The organism is Candidatus Eisenbacteria bacterium (genome assembly GCA_026388185.1).
In the GTDB taxonomy this organism is placed as follows: Bacteria; Eisenbacteria; RBG-16-71-46; order JAFGJU01; family JAFGJU01; genus JAPLKG01.
In genome coordinates, this window is the sequence record JAPLKG010000010.1 from 18,939 (window position 1) to 39,688 (window position 20,750).

Annotated in this window: 21 protein-coding genes, 1 pseudogene and 1 riboswitch; of the genes and pseudogenes, 13 read left to right on the top strand and 9 right to left on the bottom strand. The window is 57.0% G+C overall.

All coding sequences use genetic code 11. The annotated features are described in order from the left end of the window. Positions 1–4: 4 nt before the first annotated feature. The 4 genes from NTX17_05265 to NTX17_05280 all read left to right on the top strand — a co-directional run bounded on the left by NTX17_05265 (position 5) and on the right by NTX17_05280 (position 6,349). Entirely contained in the window at positions 5–1,420 is a 1,416-nt protein-coding gene (locus NTX17_05265) for a (Fe-S)-binding protein (GenBank protein MCX5800780.1), read from the top strand. Continuing rightward, positions 1,414–2,919 carry an FtsX-like permease family protein gene (locus NTX17_05270; GenBank protein MCX5800781.1) on the top strand — a complete coding sequence of 502 codons (1,506 nt, stop codon included), beginning with the start codon at positions 1,414–1,416 and terminating at the stop codon, positions 2,917–2,919. Before NTX17_05265 ends, NTX17_05270 begins: the two co-directional genes overlap by 7 nt. Positions 2,920–3,118: 199 nt before the next feature. After that, the gene (locus NTX17_05275; protein MCX5800782.1) at positions 3,119–4,879 is read left to right on the top strand and encodes a metallophosphoesterase; all 1,761 of its coding nucleotides are present in this window, start codon (positions 3,119–3,121) and stop codon (positions 4,877–4,879) included. Between the two features lie 270 nt (positions 4,880–5,149). After that, positions 5,150–6,349, top strand: a complete 1,200-nt coding sequence (locus NTX17_05280) for an isocitrate/isopropylmalate family dehydrogenase (GenBank protein MCX5800783.1) — start codon at positions 5,150–5,152, stop codon at positions 6,347–6,349. Positions 6,350–6,545: 196 nt separating this feature from the next. Here the strand turns inward: NTX17_05280 and NTX17_05285 are convergent, their stop codons facing one another. The 4 genes from NTX17_05285 to NTX17_05300 all read right to left on the bottom strand — a co-directional run bounded on the left by NTX17_05285 (position 6,546) and on the right by NTX17_05300 (position 8,623). Continuing rightward, positions 6,546–6,737, bottom strand: a complete 192-nt coding sequence (locus NTX17_05285; GenBank protein MCX5800784.1) for a hypothetical protein — start codon at positions 6,735–6,737, stop codon at positions 6,546–6,548. 16 nt (positions 6,738–6,753) lie between these two features. Next, the gene (locus tag NTX17_05290) at positions 6,754–7,320 is read right to left on the bottom strand and encodes a hypothetical protein (protein ID MCX5800785.1); all 567 of its coding nucleotides are present in this window, start codon (positions 7,318–7,320) and stop codon (positions 6,754–6,756) included. Between the two features lie 13 nt (positions 7,321–7,333). Beyond that, positions 7,334–7,927, bottom strand: coding sequence for a hypothetical protein (locus NTX17_05295; GenBank protein MCX5800786.1), 594 nt, complete (start codon positions 7,925–7,927; stop codon positions 7,334–7,336). 372 nt (positions 7,928–8,299) lie between these two features. Beyond that, complete coding sequence (locus NTX17_05300; GenBank protein MCX5800787.1) at positions 8,300–8,623, bottom strand: hypothetical protein; 324 nt, start codon at positions 8,621–8,623, stop codon at positions 8,300–8,302. 711 nt (positions 8,624–9,334) lie between these two features. Between NTX17_05300 and NTX17_05305 the strand changes: the two genes are divergently transcribed. From NTX17_05305 to NTX17_05345, 9 genes are all read left to right on the top strand, one after another. Further along, positions 9,335–9,994: a helix-turn-helix transcriptional regulator gene (locus tag NTX17_05305; GenBank protein ID MCX5800788.1), complete on the top strand. Its 660-nt coding sequence runs from the start codon at positions 9,335–9,337 to the stop codon at positions 9,992–9,994. 156 nt (positions 9,995–10,150) lie between these two features. Beyond that, on the top strand, positions 10,151–11,521 hold the full coding sequence (locus NTX17_05310) for an efflux RND transporter periplasmic adaptor subunit (protein MCX5800789.1): 1,371 nt from the start codon (positions 10,151–10,153) through the stop codon (positions 11,519–11,521). A 28-nt stretch (positions 11,522–11,549) separates the two neighbouring features. Beyond that, a complete protein-coding gene (locus NTX17_05315; GenBank protein MCX5800790.1) occupies positions 11,550–12,770 on the top strand; it encodes an ABC transporter permease in 1,221 nt (406 codons plus the stop codon). A 59-nt stretch (positions 12,771–12,829) separates the two neighbouring features. After that, complete coding sequence (locus NTX17_05320) at positions 12,830–12,985, top strand: hypothetical protein (protein ID MCX5800791.1); 156 nt, start codon at positions 12,830–12,832, stop codon at positions 12,983–12,985. A 48-nt stretch (positions 12,986–13,033) separates the two neighbouring features. Continuing rightward, entirely contained in the window at positions 13,034–13,417 is a 384-nt protein-coding gene (locus tag NTX17_05325; protein ID MCX5800792.1) for a hypothetical protein, read from the top strand. Between the two features lie 127 nt (positions 13,418–13,544). After that, complete coding sequence (locus NTX17_05330; protein ID MCX5800793.1) at positions 13,545–14,258, top strand: SIMPL domain-containing protein; 714 nt, start codon at positions 13,545–13,547, stop codon at positions 14,256–14,258. A 110-nt stretch (positions 14,259–14,368) separates the two neighbouring features. Then, the gene (locus tag NTX17_05335) at positions 14,369–15,511 is read left to right on the top strand and encodes an amidohydrolase family protein (protein ID MCX5800794.1); all 1,143 of its coding nucleotides are present in this window, start codon (positions 14,369–14,371) and stop codon (positions 15,509–15,511) included. Continuing rightward, positions 15,508–16,593 carry a bifunctional methionine sulfoxide reductase B/A protein gene (locus NTX17_05340; protein MCX5800795.1) on the top strand — a complete coding sequence of 362 codons (1,086 nt, stop codon included), beginning with the start codon at positions 15,508–15,510 and terminating at the stop codon, positions 16,591–16,593. Before NTX17_05335 ends, NTX17_05340 begins: the two co-directional genes overlap by 4 nt. A 203-nt stretch (positions 16,594–16,796) precedes the next feature. Then, a complete protein-coding gene (locus NTX17_05345; GenBank protein MCX5800796.1) occupies positions 16,797–17,567 on the top strand; it encodes an AMP nucleosidase in 771 nt (256 codons plus the stop codon). Positions 17,568–17,791: 224 nt separating this feature from the next. Next, positions 17,792–17,866, bottom strand: a riboswitch (cyclic di-GMP riboswitch). Positions 17,867–18,217: 351 nt separating this feature from the next. Here NTX17_05345 and NTX17_05350 read toward each other — a convergent pair. From NTX17_05350 to NTX17_05370, 5 genes and pseudogenes are all read right to left on the bottom strand, one after another. Continuing rightward, on the bottom strand, positions 18,218–18,379 hold the full coding sequence (locus tag NTX17_05350; GenBank protein MCX5800797.1) for a rubredoxin: 162 nt from the start codon (positions 18,377–18,379) through the stop codon (positions 18,218–18,220). A gap of 108 nt (positions 18,380–18,487) precedes the next feature. Next, positions 18,488–18,883, bottom strand: a pseudogene (locus NTX17_05355) (flavin reductase family protein). Positions 18,884–18,997: 114 nt separating this feature from the next. Next, complete coding sequence (locus NTX17_05360; protein ID MCX5800798.1) at positions 18,998–19,456, bottom strand: cupin domain-containing protein; 459 nt, start codon at positions 19,454–19,456, stop codon at positions 18,998–19,000. Between the two features lie 35 nt (positions 19,457–19,491). After that, entirely contained in the window at positions 19,492–19,866 is a 375-nt protein-coding gene (locus tag NTX17_05365) for a desulfoferrodoxin (GenBank protein ID MCX5800799.1), read from the bottom strand. A gap of 269 nt (positions 19,867–20,135) precedes the next feature. Then, the gene (locus NTX17_05370) at positions 20,136–20,708 is read right to left on the bottom strand and encodes a rubrerythrin family protein (GenBank protein MCX5800800.1); all 573 of its coding nucleotides are present in this window, start codon (positions 20,706–20,708) and stop codon (positions 20,136–20,138) included. Positions 20,709–20,750: the final 42 nt, after the last annotated feature.

A 20,750-nucleotide genomic window follows, 5' to 3' on the forward strand; every position in this document is an offset into this window, starting at 1 on the left:
AACAATGGTGCTTGAACCGAGACTTGTGTATCGGAAACCCTTGACCGACAAGTATCCTCAGATAGCACATGCTGCGGAGGAAATCGCGCGCTGCACCAAGTGTGGTCTGTGCAGGGCGGTCTGCCCCACGTTGATAGAGACGGTGAGTGAGTCGCAAGGCGCCAGGGGCAGAGTGAGCCTCGTCGAAGCCGTGCTTGACGGAAGGCTTGCGCTTTCCGACGTTTTTGCCGACAGACTCTCCACCTGCATCAATTGCAAGGCGTGCATTGAAGCCTGTCCCAGTGGCGTCAGGGTTGACGACGTCGTTCTTGCCGCCAGGGCGGAATTGGTGTCGCGGGGCAAGTTCCCTGTCTTGAAGAGACTCATCCTGAGGAGCCTTCTCAAGCGCGGCAGATTGCTGCCGCCGGTCGGGAAAACGGCTTCCTTGCTCCAACGCGCGCTCCTCAAGCTGTCTCCCAAGGGGAGCGCTCTCAGGCTTCTTCTCCCCTTGGTCAGAATCGACAAGGAGAGAAGTCTCCCTGTCTTTGCTTCGAGGAGTTTTAGAGAGCAGGTTCCGGGGAGATTGACCCCGGAAATGCCGCGTGGCTCGACGCCGGTTCCAAGCTCCCTGGAAACACTCGTACCGAAGCCGCGGGAGGGGAAGGAGAATCGGCTCAAAGTGGCGTACTTTGTTGGATGCGCGAGCAATCTCATTTACACGAACGTTGCCTTCTCAGTTGTGGACGTGCTCACGAAGCTCGGTGTGGAGGTGGTCATTCCTCCCCTCCAGGGCTGCTGCGGAACGCCGATCTTCAACGCGGGTGACCTGGTCACCGCGCGGGAGATGGCCAGGAAGAACATACATGCCCTCGCCGCGTCAGACGTCGACGCCATTGTAGTTTCGTGCGCCAGTTGCGGCTTGGCACTGAAGAGAGAATACTCGAAGATCCTTGGGCTTGAAACCTCGGGCCTCTCGGAGAAGGTGATGGACGTCTCGGAATTCATCGTGAAGAAGGTTGGTCTCGACGCCTTGAGGGCGGTCCTTTCGGCGCGCTCGCCGGCGTCTCGGGTGCCGACGGGAGATGGGGCACTACACAGGGAACTCACCGTCACGTATCATGATCCCTGTCACCTGAAGAGGGGGCAGGGTGTGAGGGATGAGCCCAGGGAGATCATTCGCTCCATTCCGGGCGTGAAGTTTGTGGAGATGCAAGAATCAGACAGATGCTGTGGCGGCGGCGGATTGTATAGTTTCACCCATTACGAGATGTCGAGGGCCGTGGTTGCGCGTAAAGTCAAGGCCATAGAAGAGAGTGGAGCCGAGATTGTCTTGACCTCGTGTCCGAGTTGCATGCTCCAGCTCACGGACGCGCTTACGCAGGCCGGATTACCCGTCAGAGTCATGCACGTCATGGAGTTTCTCGCTCAAAACGCATGCTGACCGAATCGATCAAACTGGCTCTAGGAAACATCGGAAGGACAAGACTCAGGCATTTCCTGACCATGTGCGGAATCATGATCGGGACGGGTGCAATCGTCTCCATGGTTTCATTCGCTGTGGGGATGCGCAGCGAGATGTCACGCACCATCGCTTCCTCCGGCCTCCTCACCACCGTCTACGTGCTGCCGAGCGGCAGTGCACTCGGGCAGCTTGCGCCGGGGACGGACGAGCACGATCCCGATGATTCCGGGGCCTACTCCGATGGCACCTCCGCAAACGGTACGGGAACCGATTACCCGACAGACTCCAAACCCGGTTCCAGGACGGCCTCTGCGCGGGGTTCCGTGCCCAGGGATTCGACGCGGGGGATTGCCATTACCGACGAGGCGATAGGGAAGATCGCCTCAATAGAGGGCGTGACTCACGCCTTTCCTCTGGTCGCATTTCCAGCCATGCTAAGCCGCGGCTCGAAGCAGGTTTTTGCCACGGTAACCGGCGTACCTGCCTCGATGGACGAAGCCACGAAAAAACGACTCGAGAAGGGAGAGGTTTTCTCGAGTGAGAACGACAGCACGCTTCTCGTCTCGTCTTCGTTTGCGAAAAAACTGGGTGTAAGCGCGGACTCTGTCGACTCGAAATCCCTTCACGCAGGGATACCGGTGACACTCACCATAATCACGCTTGGGCACGGGCCGTTCGGCTCCGGCGCGATGCTGGAGGGTCCACTCACCGGAGGCTCATTTTCTCCACTCAGTGCGTTGGGTTTGCTGATGCCCTTTGAGCGACAGAGCTTCCGGTTTTACGTCAAGGGTCTGCTCAAGGAGAGTTTCTTCGGACCCGTCGGACGGGCGGACTGCTACGTTCCGCTCAAGATGGCAAAGCGCATGTCCGCGATGACGATTCAGGACCCCGGCGACGTTCTGAGGAATCCCTCTCTAGGCCGAGGCGGCTACCTGGGTGCGGAGGTGCATGTTGCAGCCCTGAACGACGTTGAAAGTGTGACCAAGGAACTGAGAGGCATGAGCTTCACGGTGTTCTCGATTTCGGACCAGTTCAAGGGAATGAGAACCGCCTTCGTCCTGGTGTCGGCTTTCCTCGGTGCGATAGGAGGGGTCGCGCTTTTCGTGGGGTGTCTTGGCATAGTGAACGTGATGCTCATATCCGTCCTCGAGAGAACGAGAGAAATAGGCATAATGAAAAGCGTCGGAGCCAGACGAAGAGACATAATGCACCTCTTCGTGATGGAGGCGGCGCTCATCGGTTTGGTCGGGGGTCTGCTGGGGGTGATGCTGGGTTGGCTCGTGGCGGAGGTCACAAATCACCTGATGTTTGCTTTCATCATCAAGGACCAGGCACCGTTTCACCGGCTCTACGAGATTCCGTTCTGGCTTTCCTCGGGCGCCGTGGGCCTGGCCATCGTGGTAAGCATTATCGCCGGCCTTTATCCCGCGAGAAGAGCCGCCGGGCTTGAACCTACTGCCGCGCTACGGTACGAATAGTGCTCGCACGGGACAATATCCCGCGCGGGCAGTTTGCCGGCACGCCGTAACCTCAAGTAGGTGTGCGCGTTAAGGTAACTCGAGACCGAATTTCAATGCAAGATACCGGCACTATGTGATATAATGTAGGTTGCTCCCCCAAGTTGCTCCCCGCGAAGGAGTCAGCGCCAGAAGTCTTGCAACAGCGGAGGATTTCGACATGTTTCATAGGCCCACTCCATCCATAACGTGCTTCCTTGCAGCCTTGCTGCTCTTGTTTGGCCTTCCTGGGCTGATCGCCTCATCGGCGTCCGCCCTCCCTTACACGCCGCCAGGGGATACCCTGACGGTGATCATGAGACCCATTCAAACCGTCCCGACGATTCTTGTTCGTGGCGACACCCTGGACATAGACTGCGCGGCCTCCAGTTCGACAACCGATTGGACTGCATCTCTCGGTTTTAGACAGCTCAGTTTCCCCCTGGAGATTCTGAGCGCCCAGTATGTGACTTCGCTCTCGCGCTGGGCAATCAAGGCTCTTGTTTCCAGCGATATCCCGTTCGAGCTATACGATCTCACGGTCACGGCTTCTGGCGGAATTCTGGACACGACGCGGAAGGCCGTCAACGTGATCGATGCATTTGACAGCAGTTTCTATTTCATTCAGGTGACGGACACCCATCTGCCCACACACCTTTACTATTACGAATCCGGGGGGGAGACCGACACCTCCGAAGTTGTAGATTTGCGGGAAGTCATAAAGGACGTGAACTTGATAAATCCGGTGTTTCTGGTGCACACCGGCGACATAATAAACGAAGGCGAGCTTGAAGATTATCAGTACTACCGCTATTTCACGCGCACGCAGCGCCTCTTAACGGAGCTGGAAGTGCCCGTCTACGTCTTGGCCGGCAACCACGACGTAGGAGGTTGGGACTCCACGCCGCCGCCTGCCGGCGAAGCGAGAAGAACCTGGTGGAGATTCTTCGGATGGCCTTATCTCAACAGTCCTCCAACGGGTGTGTCGCACACGCAGGATTACTCCTTCGACTACGGCACGTGCCACTTCGTCGGCCTGGAAGGCTACATCAACTATGATAACTGGAGACCCACAATCTACGGCAGCCAGAGTTTCACGAGCGAGCAGCTCAGTTGGCTTTCCTCCGACCTCGCCAAAGCCTCCGGCAGCCAGCTTCAGATGCTTTTCTACCACATGGATTTTTCGAGCCAGCTCAACCTTTCCTCCCTCGGCGTGGACCTTGCCCTTTACGGGCACACTCACGCTGACAGAGGTTCGCTGACGGGCTGGCCGCTCAACATCGGAACAAAATCCGCTTGTGACGGGAATCGAGCCTATAGATTCGTGAGAGTAAACGGCAGCACCATTACCCCCAAGGCCACGTTCGCTGCGGGGTCGACCGGGGCCACTCTGAGAATCTCATTTTCACCCGCAAACGACGGTACGAACGATCACGTCAGCGCCACCATCGTGAACGGATTTAACGAGGAATTTGAGCGTGCGATGGTCAGGTTCTACATGAAATACGACGGTTCCTCCTATTCGGTCACGAACGGCAGTCTCATCCAGACCGTCAGGTCAGATTCTGTCGTGATCTGCTACGTGGGGGTAGATGTCCCTGCCGCTTCCTCTGTGACGGTCTCGGTGGATGCCTACACCATCGCGGTCGAGGGGGAAGTGCCTTCAGCCTTGGGCGCCACTTCGTGCTTCCCCAATCCGTTCCAGGCTGCGACGTACATCAAGTTTTCTCTAATGAAGACGGCGACGGCAGAGATTGCTATCTTTGACGTGAACGGGCATCTTGTGAAACGCCTCATGAGAAGAGAATTCTCGGCCGGTACGTACACGTATCCCTGGGACGCGACGGACACGAAGATGCGTCGTGTTCCTGCCGGTGTATATCTCTGCAGGGTTGAGGTCGACGGCAAACGGGCCACGTCCAAGCTACTGGTGATGCGGTAGCATCGCGCCTTCCAGAAGTCTGATTGACAGGCACGGCCAGACACAGTAGACTTGTTTGGTTTTGGTCTTCGTCTGTCTACTCGGGCGTATCTACTGATGCAACGTGCGACGTCGCGGAAAACGCGGGGTGGCTTGCTGCGCCCCAGCGATGCCGCGAAAAACGAGAGATAGCGCCAGCCGACGGGGAGGGCGGACCGGGACCCGGCGTTTCGTCCGCGTGCAGCACCCGTGAAGGGTAATCATCACTCACCTTGCTTGAGGAGGAGAACTATGGCCAACGAGGCAATCGAAAGAGCTAAAGAGCACTTCGCCAAACTACTCGAGCGTCAACTTGCCAGAGTGGAGAGGATAAAAAAGGGGGATGACTGGACCGATTATACCAAGCTCAAGCCGATCATAGTTGGGATTATCGGCGGAGATGGCATCGGGCCTTACATCGCCAAGGAATCCGAGCGCGTTCTGGAGTTCTTGCTCAAGGACGAGCTGAAATCCGGCAAGGTCGAGTTTAGAACAATCGAGGGTCTCACAATCGAGAACAGGGCGGAGCACATGAAGGCCATTCCGGATGACGTGCTCGCGGAGATAAAGAAGTGCCACGTGACCTTGAAGGGCCCGACCACGACTCCGAGAAAAGGTGACCCCTGGCCTAACGTTGAAAGCGCAAACGTTGCCGTGCGTAAGGAACTGGATCTTTTCGCTAACGTGAGGCCGGTGCGCGTGCCGAGCGAAGGTATTGACTGGATTTTCTTCCGCGAGAACACGGAAGGCGCCTACGCGCTGGGGAGCGAGGGAGTAGAGATCACTCCCGATCTGGCGATTGACTTCACCGTGACTACGACGCAGGGAACCGAGAGACTGATTCGCACAGCTTTTGAGCACGCGAAGAAAAACGGAATCGACAGGGTCACGATTGTCACTAAGGCCAACGTAATCAAGACTACCGACGGCAAGTTCCTGAAGATCGGCCAGGAAATCGCGAAAGAGTATCCGGGAATTCAGTGCGACGACTGGTACATCGACATCATGACTGCGAAGCTAGTCGATAAGAAGCGCAGAACCGAGTTCAAGGTTCTGGCGCTTCCGAATCTCTACGGCGATATCCTCACCGACGAGGCTGCCGAGTTTCAGGGCGGCGTCGGCACCGCCGGCAGTGCCAACATTGGAAAGCGGTACGCGATGTTTGAGGCCATTCACGGCTCTGCGCCTCGCATGGTGCAAGAGGGCAGGGCACAATACGCAGACCCGTGCAGCATGATAAGGGCCGCGGCGTTCCTTCTTTCTCACATCGGTTTCCCCGAGAAGGCCAAACGCCTGGAGATGGCTCTCGATATCTGCGGGCAGTGCGAGAAGAGATTGGTGATGACCGGCCGCTCGAATGGTGCGACCGGCACTCAGTTCACCGACTACATAATGGAGAAACTGACTGACTCGAACCTTGAGAAGCAGTGGAAGTCCTATCAGAAGGTGTAGGTTCGGACGTATTCGCGAAAAGGGAAGGGGCACATCTGCCGAGATGCCCCTTCCCTTCGGTCTTTGTAGGCTGGAGCTGCACGTAACCCTCTGGACCGGAGAGCATGCCTGTCAACGTAACCATAGACTAGGGCATCTCAAGCGAGCTGCTCTCTCTCGGTCCGGTCCAGAGACTTGCTTGCGCAAGACTGCCGGCCTAGAGATGCACAACGATACCCGGACTGCTCTCGTCGGCATCACCCATCAAGATCGCGAACACCGCGCATGCGATCCAGTCCGACAACTTCATCGTCTCCATCGCCACATCACAGAAAGGCACGTCACACAACCCCTTAACCGGCGCAGCCACGAACAACACCAGAAGAAGAACCACTACAAACATCTTCAACGCAACTCACCTCCTCTCACTTCTTCACTCGCTCAAGTGTATCCACCACCGCCCCGACCACCTCAAAGCCAGCTATGTTCCTGACATCGATGCTACCAGCACCAAACTTAACCCACCCACACGGGCTCCCATCCTTCGGGTGACACCACACAGAACACTTCGTCACAACCACAACCATCTTCCTCGCGTCGTACAGGCTCGTCTGCATTAAGTCAGGGTAGAAAAAGATCCCCTCACTCTCGATCCGCTTCCCCTCCTTATCAGTCAACACCAACTTTGTGCTCCTGGTGAACACCACCTTCTCAACTCTCTTGAGACCCACTCGAAACCCCAGGTACAGACCGGGCTCTTTCACCACCATCTCATACATCTTCAGCCCATCAAGCTCCGGAGGCTTCTTCTCCATCATCCTCTCAGCAAACCCAGGCTTCAGCTGCCCGAACCCAGCCACCGCCCACGAGCTGTCAGGAGCCCACCAAACATGCAGCGCATTCCCTTGCTTCCTGGCTTCGCACTTGCCTTGCGACACGAAACCGCAGAGAAACACACTGCACATCAAGATGGCTGCCAACCTGCGGATCATCGTTCACCTCCCCTCACTTGGTCTCTCCCTGCCCCTCCACAATCGCCCCCACCACCTCGAACTCAACTATGTCCTCCATCCGGAAATCACCCTCAGCGAACTTGGCCACACCAGACGGGTGCCCCTTCCCATCACCACACCAAACCGACCTACGCGTCACCACTACCGCCATCTTCCTCGTGTCATACACCTCAGTCTGTGCCCTGTCAGGCGTGAACAGACACGTCTCGCTTTCGTACCGCTTCCCATCCCTGTCGATCAGCACGATCTTCGTGCTCTTCGTGAACACAACTTTATCCACCGAGACCAACTTCATTGCGAAGCCCATCCACTCACCAGGCTCGGCGACCAACACTCTATACATTTTTGCAACCTCTGCGTCAGCCGGCAGCCTCGACAGCACATCAGCAAGTGTACCCACTCGCCACGCCTTGAACTTAGTACCAACCACCCATCCCCCATCAGGAGCCGTCCAAATCCCATCGCCGTACTCATTGACACGGAAATCAGCACAAGCACACGCCACAATCGACATCACCACTAACGGTGACACCACGAACACCAGCCCCATCTTCCTCATCTCTCTCCTTTCTCTAACCCCGCACATCACAACATGCGCCCTCCTAGAAATGCAGGCCGGCCCGCAGGGCCAACATTCGACCCCGGGTGAATCACGCCATAGCCAAACCGCTCAGCGCAGTCGCACGCACCGACAACGCAACATGCGCCGCGTCGGCGTCCCGAAACAGCACCGGGCACACAGTCTCGGGCAGCAGCGAGTCGGCGAGAGACTCGTGGCGTGATCAAGCGCCACCTTGTGCCCGAACCCCGTGTGCCCCGGCCTGTACGCTACTGATGTTCGTCAGACTCCATCAGCGAAGACCTCTATCGACGCACCGGACATTCATCGAAGGGGACCCAGTAGCCCGCATCCACGATGAATCCTTCCCTGGTAAAATCGCGATACACTTGGACCTCCTCAGAAAGCGACACCCTGAGCAATGAGCTTCAGGAATGCGACCACAGGATCCCAGTTGAAAGCTCTCGCGCCGCGGATCACTGGGATCTTGGAGGCGAAGCCGATATCGTCGATGCGAGGTCTCGCAAACCCGATATCGTCTATCCTGCCCTCATTCTGGCTAGATGCCACGGGCACCCTGGAGCTGAAGCCGATATCGTCAATGCGAGATATCGCAAATCCGATATCGTCTATTCTGCCCTCTTCATAGCCACGCGCCGCTGCCGCACCCAGAGACCACGTAGCCACAAACAGGGCCACACACAGCAACACAGCATTTCTCATTCTGATTCACCTCCTCTCAAGTGGACTCGCGGCGCCCCGCACAGACACCGGGCAACCCATTCAGCCCGGCTCCTCAACCTCGAAGGCCGACGAGGGGCCGCCACGGCCCGCTTGCAGTCAACCCCCAGCAGGGCACACCGCTACAACGACGCTTGACGTTCCTGTGCGCGTCAGTGTCCGGAGGCAGCTCCGGGGACACAGCCTCGGGCAGCAGCGAGTCGACGAGAAACTCGTGGCGCAAGACGCATGTCGAGCGCCACCGTTTGCCCGAGAGCTGTGTGCCCCGATCTCAGTGCCACCGACTCGAGGCATCAAACTGACGCAACTGATTCTGCTGCCGCGCACAAAATTGTCTGATGCCAAGAGTTCGGTGGCTTTCCGACCTCTCCCCTGAGCTTCGCCACAAGTCAGAATGTGATTTTCTGGTACGACCTCGTTTTAGATTGATCTACTTCAGGCCTCCTGCTGCCTGCAGAAAGGGCGATAGCGGAGGCGTGAATGCAAACGGCCCTTGGCAGATGCCCCCTGCAAAGAACCGGTTGCTAAGTTGACCTGCTGGCCGAGAGACGGAATGTCCTCTCTGCCGGTTGCACAACAAGTATTGCACAAGTGCAAAGATTTGTCAATGCGAAAAGTGAAGACGTCAGGATAAATCTTGCCTTCGCGCAACGTTATGCTAGACTTACTCGACTGCAGCGAGGAGACGAGAAAATGAATATATCTGCTAGGCTGCGCAGTCTGATGCAGCAGAGAGGGATGAACCTTACCAAGTTGGCGGGACGTTCCGGACTTGCGGTTTCGAGCATTAGTCGGTACCTTTCTGGCAGACACGTGCCCGGTGCGGAAGCCCTCGCGAGACTCGCCGCGGCACTTGATGTGTCTACGGCCGAGCTTACGGGTTCATTTGGCGCACCTGCGCTTTCGTCCAAAGAGCAATTCCTTGTGCAACTGGAACAGCTCAAGGATGCACTCCTCAAGGACGACATCGGTGAAATTCGTGACGCCAGCGCGGGTGTCTCCGTGCCGCTCTACTCTTGCGTTCCAGGCACGAGAGGATTTTCGGAGCTCAAGCGCTTTCTTACTCCGGCTGACGTGACGGACCCCAAGGCCTATGCGGTTAGAATAGGGGATGACTCCAACTCGCCGAGGCTTGAGCGTGGAGACGTCGCCGTATTCGCGCCATCGGCGCCCTGGAAGAGCGGCGATGTTTGCGCCGTAGTGCTGGCCGACGGTGGCGGGCGCATAGGGAGGGTAGGGCGAAAGGGTAAGGGACTTGTCCTTTCAGGAATCAAGCCAGGAAGCCCGTCCAGAACGATTTCCTCAGACGAAGCGAAGACTATCCATAGGCTGGTCTGGATCAAGGTCCCGTAGCAGTTGGGCCTAATAGGCTCGCTACGGGGCATTGGAACCCGCCGGCTTATGTTGGTGTCTTATGGTTGAGAGATCCACACCGCGAGAGAGCCACGCCCGGCACGTGCTTCCCTCCCAACACTTGCAGCTATTTGTTACCTCAAAAAGGGGGCTTTCTTGAGTAAGCGCACGAGATCGATTGTCATGGTTATTGTGATAGTCGTGGCCGCCGTTTCTGTCTACTTCGTCCTTCACCGCCGGTCCGCCAAGAGCAACGGGGACGTAAAGACGGCCGCGGTCGGACGAGGAAACATAACAGTCGTCGTCACGGCAACGGGCACCTTGAATCCTCTCAACAGCGTCCAGGTGGGTTCGCAGATTTCCGGAACTGTCGCCGAGCTTCACGCCGATTTCAATTCTCGGGTCCGAAGGGGCCAGCTAATAGCGCTCATAGACACGACTTTTCTCGTCGCTTCGGTGAGAGATGCCGAGGCCTCGGTCCAGCGCGCACGCGCTCAGGCCAGGCAGGCCGAGATCGACCTGGAACGGGCGACGACACTGGCTCAAAAGGACCTTGTTTCCAAGCTGGAACTCGAAACGGCGGGCGTGAATCATGAGAGCGTCGTGGCAAGCCTTGAGTCTGCTGAGGCGCAGCTTGACAGGGCGCGAATCAATCTGAAATACGCGAGCATAAGGGCGCCCGTTGACGGAGTCGTGGTGGCGAGGAACGTTGACGTGGGGCAGACAGTTGCGGCGAGTCTCTCCGCTCCGACTCTCTTTGTGATAGCCAACGACCTCAAGCAAATGCAGCTCGAAGCCAACATCGATGAAGCCGACATTGGGATGATCAAGACGGAGCAGCGCGTTACGTTCACGGTGAACGCCTACCCGGAGGAGGTTTTCGAGGGAGTGGTCTCCCAGGTCAGGCTTGAGCCCGTGACAGTCCAGGACGTTGTGAACTACGTGATAATCGTCGCGGTCTCTAATCCTGACGAAAAGCTGATGCCCGGTATGACGGCGACCCTCTCCGTACGAGTGGATGAGAGAGATAACGTTCTCAGAGTCCCCAACCTTGCCTTCAGATTCAAGCCTCCCGAGAAACTGGCGGGCAAGGCCTTGGCCGGGACTCCCGGGACGGGGCAAACGGGCGAGAGGGGCGAACGGGTGGCTCAGGTCGGGTCAGGTGGAGCGTCAAGAAGCGCGGCGAGCGGCGGGCTGGGTGGTGCACCGGGGAGCGCCCCAGCGGGTTCAGGGGGCGGGCTACAGCAGGGGCAGCAACAGGGGCTCACGCCTGAAGTGCAGGGCAAGGGATCCCGGCAGGGCCCAGTCACGAACAACACAAAAGTCATCTGGAAGGTCACCGGGGAAGGAAAACTGATACCTGTGACGGTCACGATTGGCGTTACAGACGGCTCCTTCACCGAAGTCAGCTCTCCGGGACTTGCCGAAGGCGACGCCGTGGCCATCGGGTATTCCAACCCGAAACTGAACCAGAGAACACAGACCGGAGGACCCGGTGGCGGCCGTATGTTCATGGGCGGACATTAGGGAACTCTGATTCATCTGGACGAGAGACATGGACGCTGCTGATACACTGAGAATAGCCTACAGCGCGCTCGGCGCCAACAAGCTCCGTTCGCTCCTCACGATGCTCGGGGTGATAATCGGCGTGGGCGCAGTGATTGCAATGCTCGCAGTCGGCAACGGAGCCAAGGCGGTGGTCGAGTCGCAGATTGCAGGCATGGGCACCAACGTTATCTTGATATTCCCGGGCGCGACGTCCCAGCGTGGCGTGAGTTCCGGAGCAGGTACCTCGGTCAGGCTCACCGTGGAAGACGCCGCGGCAATCCTCGACGAATGTCCATCTGTGATGTATGTCACGCCGGTTTCGCACTCCGGCGGGCAGGCCGTGGCGGGAAACGTGAATTGGGCCACCGACGCACAGGGAGTCGGACCAGATTTCTTTTTGATTAGAGAGTGGCCGGTTGAGAGCGGAGACTACTTTACCGAATCGGACGAGCGCAATGCCACCAAGGTCTGCTTGATAGGGGCGACGGTCTCGCGAGAGCTTTTCGGTGAGAACGAAGATCCCGTGGGCAACACAATTCGCTTCAGAAAACTCCCGCTCAAGGTCGTGGGCCTCCTTCAAGCGAAGGGACCAAATGCAATGGGACGCGATCAGGACGACCAGATTTTCCTGCCGTATTCTACATTGCAGCAACGACTTAGCGGAGCCAGGTGGACGGGTTACGTTATGGCTTCGGCCGTGTCGACCGACGCCATACCCCTCGCCATAGATGAGATCGCAGGACTCTTGAGGGCCAGACACAGACTGAGAGAGTCGGAGGACGACGACTTCACGATTCGCAGCCAGACTGAGATTGCAGACATGGCCACCCAGACTTCGAAGACACTCGGCATATTGCTCGCAGCCATCGCGTCCATCTCTCTCGTCGTCGGTGGCATCGGCATCATGAACATCATGCTCGTGAGTGTTACTGAAAGGACGCGGGAAATCGGTGTGAGGCTGGCCGTGGGTGCGAGAACCCAAGACGTGCTTTTTCAGTTTCTGATAGAAGCCGTCGTGCTCAGTTGCCTTGGGGGCGCGATTGGGATTGCAATGGGGGTAGTGGGGTCGCGCGCGATCTCTGTCGGAGCAGGATGGCCCGTCGTCATTTCCCCGGTATCGGTTATCCTTGCCGTCGCATTTGCAGTGCTTGTAGGGATCGGCTTCGGTTTCTATCCCGCCTGGAAGGCTTCTCATCTCGACCCGATCGAGGCGCTGAGGTATGAGTAGGGCGAACTCAGTGATGGCTCCTCGCCGGGCGACTCAAGCTTTTGTTGGGAGATCTTTCTATGAATGAACCAAAACAGTGGCAAGACGACATGCGACACTTCTGCAGACCCAACGCTTTTGATGCGGCCGTCATGATGTTCACATCCTTTGGCTTCTTCAAGAATCCGGACGAGAATCGCCAGGTGGACGCGCTAGCGCAAGATTGGTGGCCGTGACACGCAACGAGCGGTATCGGACGGTATCGACAGGTGAGAGGAGGCCGCTTGACTGGGAAAGAGATTGATCGTTCCAAGAGGAAATCGAGACTGGCGCTAGAGCATCGCCACGAGCCACTTCTACCACAAGCAGCATTCGTTGTCCGCATGGTCCTGCACGCCGCCGTCGCTATCGGGATCGTATCGGCCGCTCTAGTCATCGGTGTTTTCGGCTATCACTTTATTGCGCAACTGCCTTGGATTGACGCCCTCGTCAACGCTTCCATGATTTTGGGCGGCATGGGACCGGTCGACGCGTTGCACACAGCCGGAGCGAAACTCTTTGCTTCCTTCTATGCGCTTTTTGCCGGTATAGTATTCCTCCTCAGCGTCGGTATTCTATTCGCTCCGATTGTCCACAGATTTCTTCATCGATTCCATATAAAGCTCTAACGATGGAGGAAGAGAATATTGATAAGTTCCGTCACTCTTGTCGCGTCTCACCCGCCGTGCCGGTGTGGGCTGAGTAGCGACAGCGACACGTAGTATCATTCAGGCGGTCTTGCCTGGGAGGTTTCGCATGAAGAACGGTTCCATGTTGCCTTCTCTGATCTTGGCATTGGGATTGGCGCTTGCTGGATGGTTCGTCGGTCACGGATTTCTTGGGGCACGCACAGTCGAACGATTCGTGACAGTGAAGGGCGTGTCTGAGCGCGACGTCCAGGCTGACGAGGCGTTCTGGCAAATCCAATTCGTATCGGCCGACGATGACCTGGGCCGGGCGCAGGATAAGATCGAGAAGAGCAAGAGTGAAATCATCGCATTTCTGAAGCGTCACGGCGTAGACTCGTCACAGACGGAGCTGCAACGGCTGGCCGTGACGGATGTCCTTGCGGACCCATATCGAAGCGAGCGCGCCGGCAGCCGATTCATCATCAGGCAGACACTCATGGTCCGCTCCGACAATCCCAAGCTCATTCAGGCCGCGAGCCAGAAGGTCGGCGAATTGGTGGACGCCGGCGTTGTTGCGGAATTCGGGGAAGGACCCACTTTTCTTTTCACTCGCCTGAACGACATCAAGCCGCAAATGATCGCCGAGGCCACGGCCAATGCGCGTAAAGGGGCGGAACAGTTTGCTCTGGATTCTCACAGTAGGCTGAGCGGGATTCGCAGGGCCAATCAGGGCGTGTTCGAGATTCTTCCAAGAGATAGGGTGCCGGGAGTCTTTGAAGGAAATCAGCTCGCGAAGACCGTGAGAGTCGTGGCGACGGTGGATTACTATTTGAAGAACTAGAACGCGTCGGTAAGCACTAGCCGGAACTGGCGATAATCAACAATAAATAGTAGCAATGGCAAGAACCCGCTGCGACTAGCAGACACCGGAACAAGCTTGAGGAGAGCATCATGAACTGTATCCACGCGAAGACTATCTACACTGGTACCTCGATTGTGCGCGATGCACATCTTCTGTTCGAAGGCTCGCGCCTAGCGGGCATCTCCAAGACAAAGACGGGCAAGCTGCTGGGAAGGTTTGACGTGCTAACGCCCGCGTTCATAGACCCTCACAGTCACATCGGCATGCACAGGTCCGGCGAGCCGGAATCGGAAGGAGAAACGAACGAGCACATGCAGCCTATCCTGGCCGTACCTGACGCGCTCGATTCCGTCCAGATGGACGACACGTCCTTTCGCGACGCGATTGAAGCGGGCGTGCTCTATTCTTGCGTCGTGCCGGGCAGCGGCAACATAATTGGAGGCCTTTCTGCAATCATTCGGCACTATTCCAAGAACAGCTCGGACGCGCTGATCGGTAGGGCCGGGGTCAAGGCCGCCTTCGGCTACAACCCGATGTCAACCGTGTCCTGGAAGGGCGAGCGTCCTTCCACGCGCATGGGAGCTCTCGCCATCCTTCGCGCGAAACTGGACGATGTGCGCCAGAAGATGGAGAAACACAAGAGCGCAACCGGCGAGAAGAAGAAGGAAATCACTTTCTCCGCCGCGGAGATCGTGCTGAGAGACATCTTGGCAGGCAAACACGTACTGCGCGCTCACGTGCACAAGATCGACGATATCGCAACTCTGTTGCGTGTTGCAGACGAGTTCAAACTCAGAGTCACGGTCGAGCACGCCGGGGACGTGCACCAGCCGGAGATCTTCAGGGAACTCAAGAAGCGCGGGATCCCGGTCATGTATGGGCCCATCGATGGCTTCGCCTACAAGGTGGAGCTCAAGCACGACAGTTGGCGAAACGTCCTCCATCTGGTCAAGTCCGGGGTTGAGTACGGCCTGATGACGGACCACCCGTTCTGCCTGGCAAGACAACTCTTTCCTCAGACTCGCTGGTTCACGCGGGCGGGACTTTCCAAGCAGCAGGCGATCGAGCTGGTGTCGAGGAAGAACGCCGAGCTCATCGGCATCGACAAGATGCTCGGCACTCTTGACAAAGGGAAGTGGGCGTCCTTCGTATGCTGGAGTGGGGATCCATTTGACATGGTGAGCTATCCTCAAGTTGTCTACGGGGAAGGGGAGTTGCTTTTCTCAGAATGAAGGCAAGCCGCTTGTTCATAGGTCTCATTGTCGTTTCGCTGTTTGCGCTTGCGCTACTGCCGGGAGGGAAGATGAAGGACTCGCCGCGGAAAACTGAGAGAATACCCATTTTCAACGCCCGTTCAGGCAAGGTGGAGCAAGTCGAGAAGGTACGTAAGACGAACGACGAGTGGGGAAAAATACTCACTCCCGAGCAATATCGGATCACACGTCTTCGTGGCACCGAGCCGCCGGCGGGCGCAAAGTGCGAGATTCCCGTGGAAAATGGAATATATCAGTGCGTCTGCTGCTCCACGGACCTTTTCGGCGTAAAGACGAAATTTGAATCGGGCACGGGCTGGCCCAGTTTCTGGGAACCGGTCTCCGAACTCAACATAAAGCCAAAGGTCGATCACGGTGCTGGGATGACTAGAACAGAAGTGCTCTGCGCCCGATGCGACGCGCACCTCGGCCACGTTTTCGATGACGGTCCGCCGCCGAGTGGAAAGCGATACTGCATAAACTCCGTCGCCTTGAAATTTGTGAGAAGCCACAGTGTTTCCGTGCAGGAAACGGTAGGCAAGCCCGGCGACAAGTTGAAAAACACGATGCCGGCGAACCCGGACCGGCTTCAGAAGGCGACGTTCGCCGCGGGTTGTTTCTGGGGTGTGGAGGAGGCGTTTCGGACGCTCCCCGGAGTCGTATCAACCAGAGTGGGTTATACGGGAGGGAGACTCCAGGATCCGAGTTACGAGGACGTCTGCTCTGACAGTACCGGTCATGCCGAGGCGGTCGAGATAGAATTCAGTCCGGCGAAGATCTCCTACGAGAAACTCCTGGAAGTGTTCTGGAAGATGCACGACCCGACGACTATGAATCAGCAGGGGCCGGACTTCGGCTCGCAATACAGGTCGGCGATATTCTTCCACGACAAGAATCAGGAAGCCGCTGCCGTCGCGTCAAAGGAGAAGCTCGAAGAATCCGGAGCCCTTAGGGGCAAAATTGTGACTCAAATTGTGCCTGCCACGGAGTTCTACCCGGCGGAAGAATATCACCAGCAGTACTTGAAGAAGCGGGGACAAGCCAGTTGTGAGATGAAATAGGGAAGAGTTCGCATTCCTGAGAGATCATGTTAAGCTCGACTGCGAGACGCCGCAGCTGAGATTCTGGCGGATGGAGTTGAACAGCGAGGCCGCGTGAGCAGCCTCGAGCTACCGAATGCGGTCGGCGCCGGTGTCACTCAGGCGGTGGAGGCCAATGTCATATTAGTCACGCCAATCTGTAATACCACGAACGGAGAAAAGGCATGAAGACGAAGGAAGAAATCGTCACAAACTGGCTGCCGCGCTATACGGGAGTTCCGTTGGAGGACTTTGCGAAGTACATTCTGCTGGTCAATTTCGGCAACTACGTGAAGATGTTTGCCGCGAAGCACAAGGTGCCCGTTTGCGGCAAAGACAGACCCATGCCCAACGCGACGGCGAAGGGCATCACCATCATCAACTTTGGTATGGGGAGCGCCAACGCTGCCACCGTGATGGACTTGTTGAGCGGCATCAAGCCGAAGGCCTGCCTATTCCTGGGTAAGTGCGGTGGGTTGAAACCGAAAAACAAGCTGGGTGACCTGATTCTTCCCATCGCCGCGATCCGCGGCGAGGGCACGTCAAACGACTATTTCCCGCCGGAAGTGCCTGCTCTTCCTTCATTCAACTTGCAGAAAGCCATCTCTACGACCATTCGTAACCACAAGCGGGACTACTGGACGGGGACTATTTACTCGACCAGCCGGCGCGTGTGGGAGCACGACGACGCTTTCAAACGATACCTGCAGCAAATTCGTTGCATGGGAATCGATATGGAAACCGCTACGATCTTTATCACGGGCTTCTACAACCAGATTCCTACCGGAGCTCTCCTGCTTGTGTCAGATCAGCCCATGGTTCCGGAAGGCGTGAAAACTGCGGAAAGCGACAAGAAAGTGACGAGTCAGTTCGTTGAGATGCACCTGCGCATCGGGATCGATTCGCTCACGGAATTGATCAACCACGGACTTACAGTCAGACACCTGCGATTCTAGGCCGCCCCGAAGCGACAAGACCGAGGGGTGCCATCAGAGAGACGCTGACGAGGAGACTTGGGGGTGTTTGTGAGGTAGGTCCTTGTGGATAGTGAGGTGGCGGTTCTCGTTGTGGCTCTCTCTACCACTGTGTCGCTGCGCTTCACTAGACTCTCCTCTTCGACGTCTCCTCTCTGACGAAAAACCCGTTCGCAAAAGTGGGGACGGGTTCCAATGGCACCCACTTCGGCAGTCCCGCTGCCATTTCCAGGCCGGTGACTTTGCGCCCTACGTTTTCGAGTAGTTTGCTCTTGTCGGTGGGCAGTATTCTGCGACCGGGATTGCCGGCCTATGTCAGTCACTGGTCACTATATTGCATAACGTGTGCCACGCCGCCGGCGGAACGGGGCGGGGCGCGGCAAGTGTTTCACTCAAGGCCGGTTGCGCAGCTAGGTCACGCGGTGAGAAGCGGAGGAGAGCCCGTGGAAAGCCGCCGGGTAGTTGCGCATCCGGTGCGTGGAGTCAAAGAGAAAAAGCAGAATGCAACGAGACTGCCTGCCCCAGCACGCGAAGCCGCCAGAGTGCCAATGCGTCTGCTGGATTCGGGAACACTGGCAGACCTGCCTGCTCCGGCAAGCGGAGCCCTCCAGAATCGCACACTGGTTCTCAGACTAATCTTGCGGTGAGAAATCCTCCTTGCCGGCACCACAAACCGGACAGACCCAGTCGTCGTGGAGCTTCTCGAACGTGGTTCCCGGCTCAACTCCGTTGTCCGGATCGCCGAGAGCGGGATCGTAGACATACCCACAAACGTTGCATACGTATTTCTTCATCTTCTTTGGTGCCTCCTCTTGCGCGGTCGTTTCTTGGGTCCCGGCGTACGTTGGAGCCGACTTTGGAGCCTTGCCCTTCTTCTCTTCGTGGTAGTAAGCGTAGGTGAGAGGAGTTCCTTCTCGGAGGACCTCCCCGGCTGCCAGGTCCACAACGAATATCGAATGTGTGCCGGCGTCGGCAGTTCCGGTGACTTTTCCCTCCATCACAGCCAGGGCGTTCTCCGTAACTAGGGGACACCCCGTGACGCCGTTCTTGTACCTGACCTGGGCCAGCTTGTCAACGTCTCTACCCGATTTGAAGCCGAAAAGTCCGATGAAAGTCATGGGAGTGGGCTCGTCAAGCACCGAGACGGCAAGCACGCCGCTCTTAGAAATGTACTCGTGTGTGAGATTGTTCTTATTGATACTGACGGCTATGCGCGGGGGCTCGGAGCAGACTTGGAACACTGTGTTGGCTATCTGGCCGTTGAGCTTGCCCCCCAGGTGAGAGGTCACGACGTACATACCGTAACTCAGGACGTACAGTGCCTTGCGGTCCAGCGTCTCACTCATGATTGATTTTCTCCTCTCAGGTTGTCCTTCTCGCCTCGGGCAGTTCTTCTCACAGTGTGAATCCGACTACTCCAGTTTTACCAGGTCGACGGGTTTTGGGCCCTTCACTGAGAGAAACGCCGCAGGTTCGTCGCCGATATTCTTGAAGGTATGCGGTATGTCCATTCTGCCCTGAACCAGGTCGCCTTCCACTGCCACCAATTGCCTGTCACCCACCCTGAACTCCACTTTGCCCTTCAGAATGAAGAAGAGCTCGTCAGTTGTCGGATGCTTGTGCAAGCCGACCCTCTTACCCACGGGCAAGTTGTACACGTAGGGGGACAAGCTTGCGTAGTTTCCGAAAAATGGATTCACCTCCACGTCTTGACCGTAGGAAAGTTTCTGACCATATTGCATGTGAATCAGGTCAAAGTCTTCCGCCACTTCCCCGAACTTCTCCTTAGGGGAAGCACAATTGGGGCACGTGTCGGGTGGTTTGTCTCCTGTGTGGATATATCCACAGACACTACAGCGCCATCTTTTCATCGATACACCTCCGTCGCGACCTCGTGGTTCTACAGCTACACCTTCCAAAGCCCGTGCACGTTGCAGTATTCGCGGGCCGCTATCTTGTCCGCCTTGATGTCGAACGTGGCCTCGGGGGCGTTCCCCGGACTCAGGAATTGACGAAAAGATTTCCCGTCCGCCATTATCTGGATCCACTCTATGTAGTGTTTTTCCTCCATGGGATGCGGAACGCTGCCTATCTTGACCTTGACTCCGTTCGGCGTCTTCTCTATCACGGGTACGTGCTTTTCCCTGGAGGCGTCGGTCGTGTTCTCCACGAGCAGTTTCATCGGCTGGCCGCAGCACACAAGCTCGCCTTGGCCTTCGTGAAGAACTTCTACGATGTTTCCGCAAATCTCACACTTGTAGACTTGCAATTTGGCGGTCATTTGTATACCCTCCTCTCGTCCGAAAAGTCGCGGACGCCTTTCCAAAAGGAAGAGGCGTCTCCGACGTACACGCTTCAATTACGTTATGGCAAAAATCTGGCGCACTGCTGCTGGCGGTAGGTGCGAGATCGGCGTCACACCGTGGCGTACCTTGACGACGATCTCGCCCTCCGTCCACGCTTCCAGTATCCACCGTATGTTGTCTCCAGCAAGCAGTGCGCACTACCTCTCCATTCATCGCAGAATAGCGCGATCGCAGATCTTCGCGGCTACCAGTTCTCACACAAAAGCTCAAAGTGCTCTCTCTTATGGGCGCAGGCTGGGCATTCCTCCGGCGCCTCGGTCCCCTGGTGCAGGTAACCACAGTTGCGACATCTCCACGCGACTGGTTGTTTCTTCTTGAATACGGTGCCTGCCTTGATGTTCGCGAGTAGGCCGAGATAGCGCTTCTCGTGTTGTTTCTCCGCCACTGCGATAGATCCGAATATCTTTGCGATGTCGTAGAATTCTTCCAAGTGGGCGATCTTGGCGAATCCGGGGTACATCTCTTCCCACTCGTAGTGTTCGCCGCCCGCGGCTTCCTTGAGGTTCTCTGCGGTGGTTCCTATGACGCCGGCAGGGAACGAGGCCTGCACCTCGACCATGCCGCCCTCGAGCAACTTGAAGAGACGCTTCGCATGTTCTTTTTCCTGGTTGGAAGTCTCTTCAAAAATGTCGGCGATCTGGATAAATCCATCCGTCCTGGCCTGGCTGGAGAAATAGGTGTAGCGATTCCTGGCCTGTGATTCTCCGGCAAAGGCGGTCAGAACGTTCTTCTCGGTCTTTGAGCCCTTTAGTTTCATCTCGTTTCTCCCTTCCGGCCGTGCCCGGCCTTTTCTGGTTTC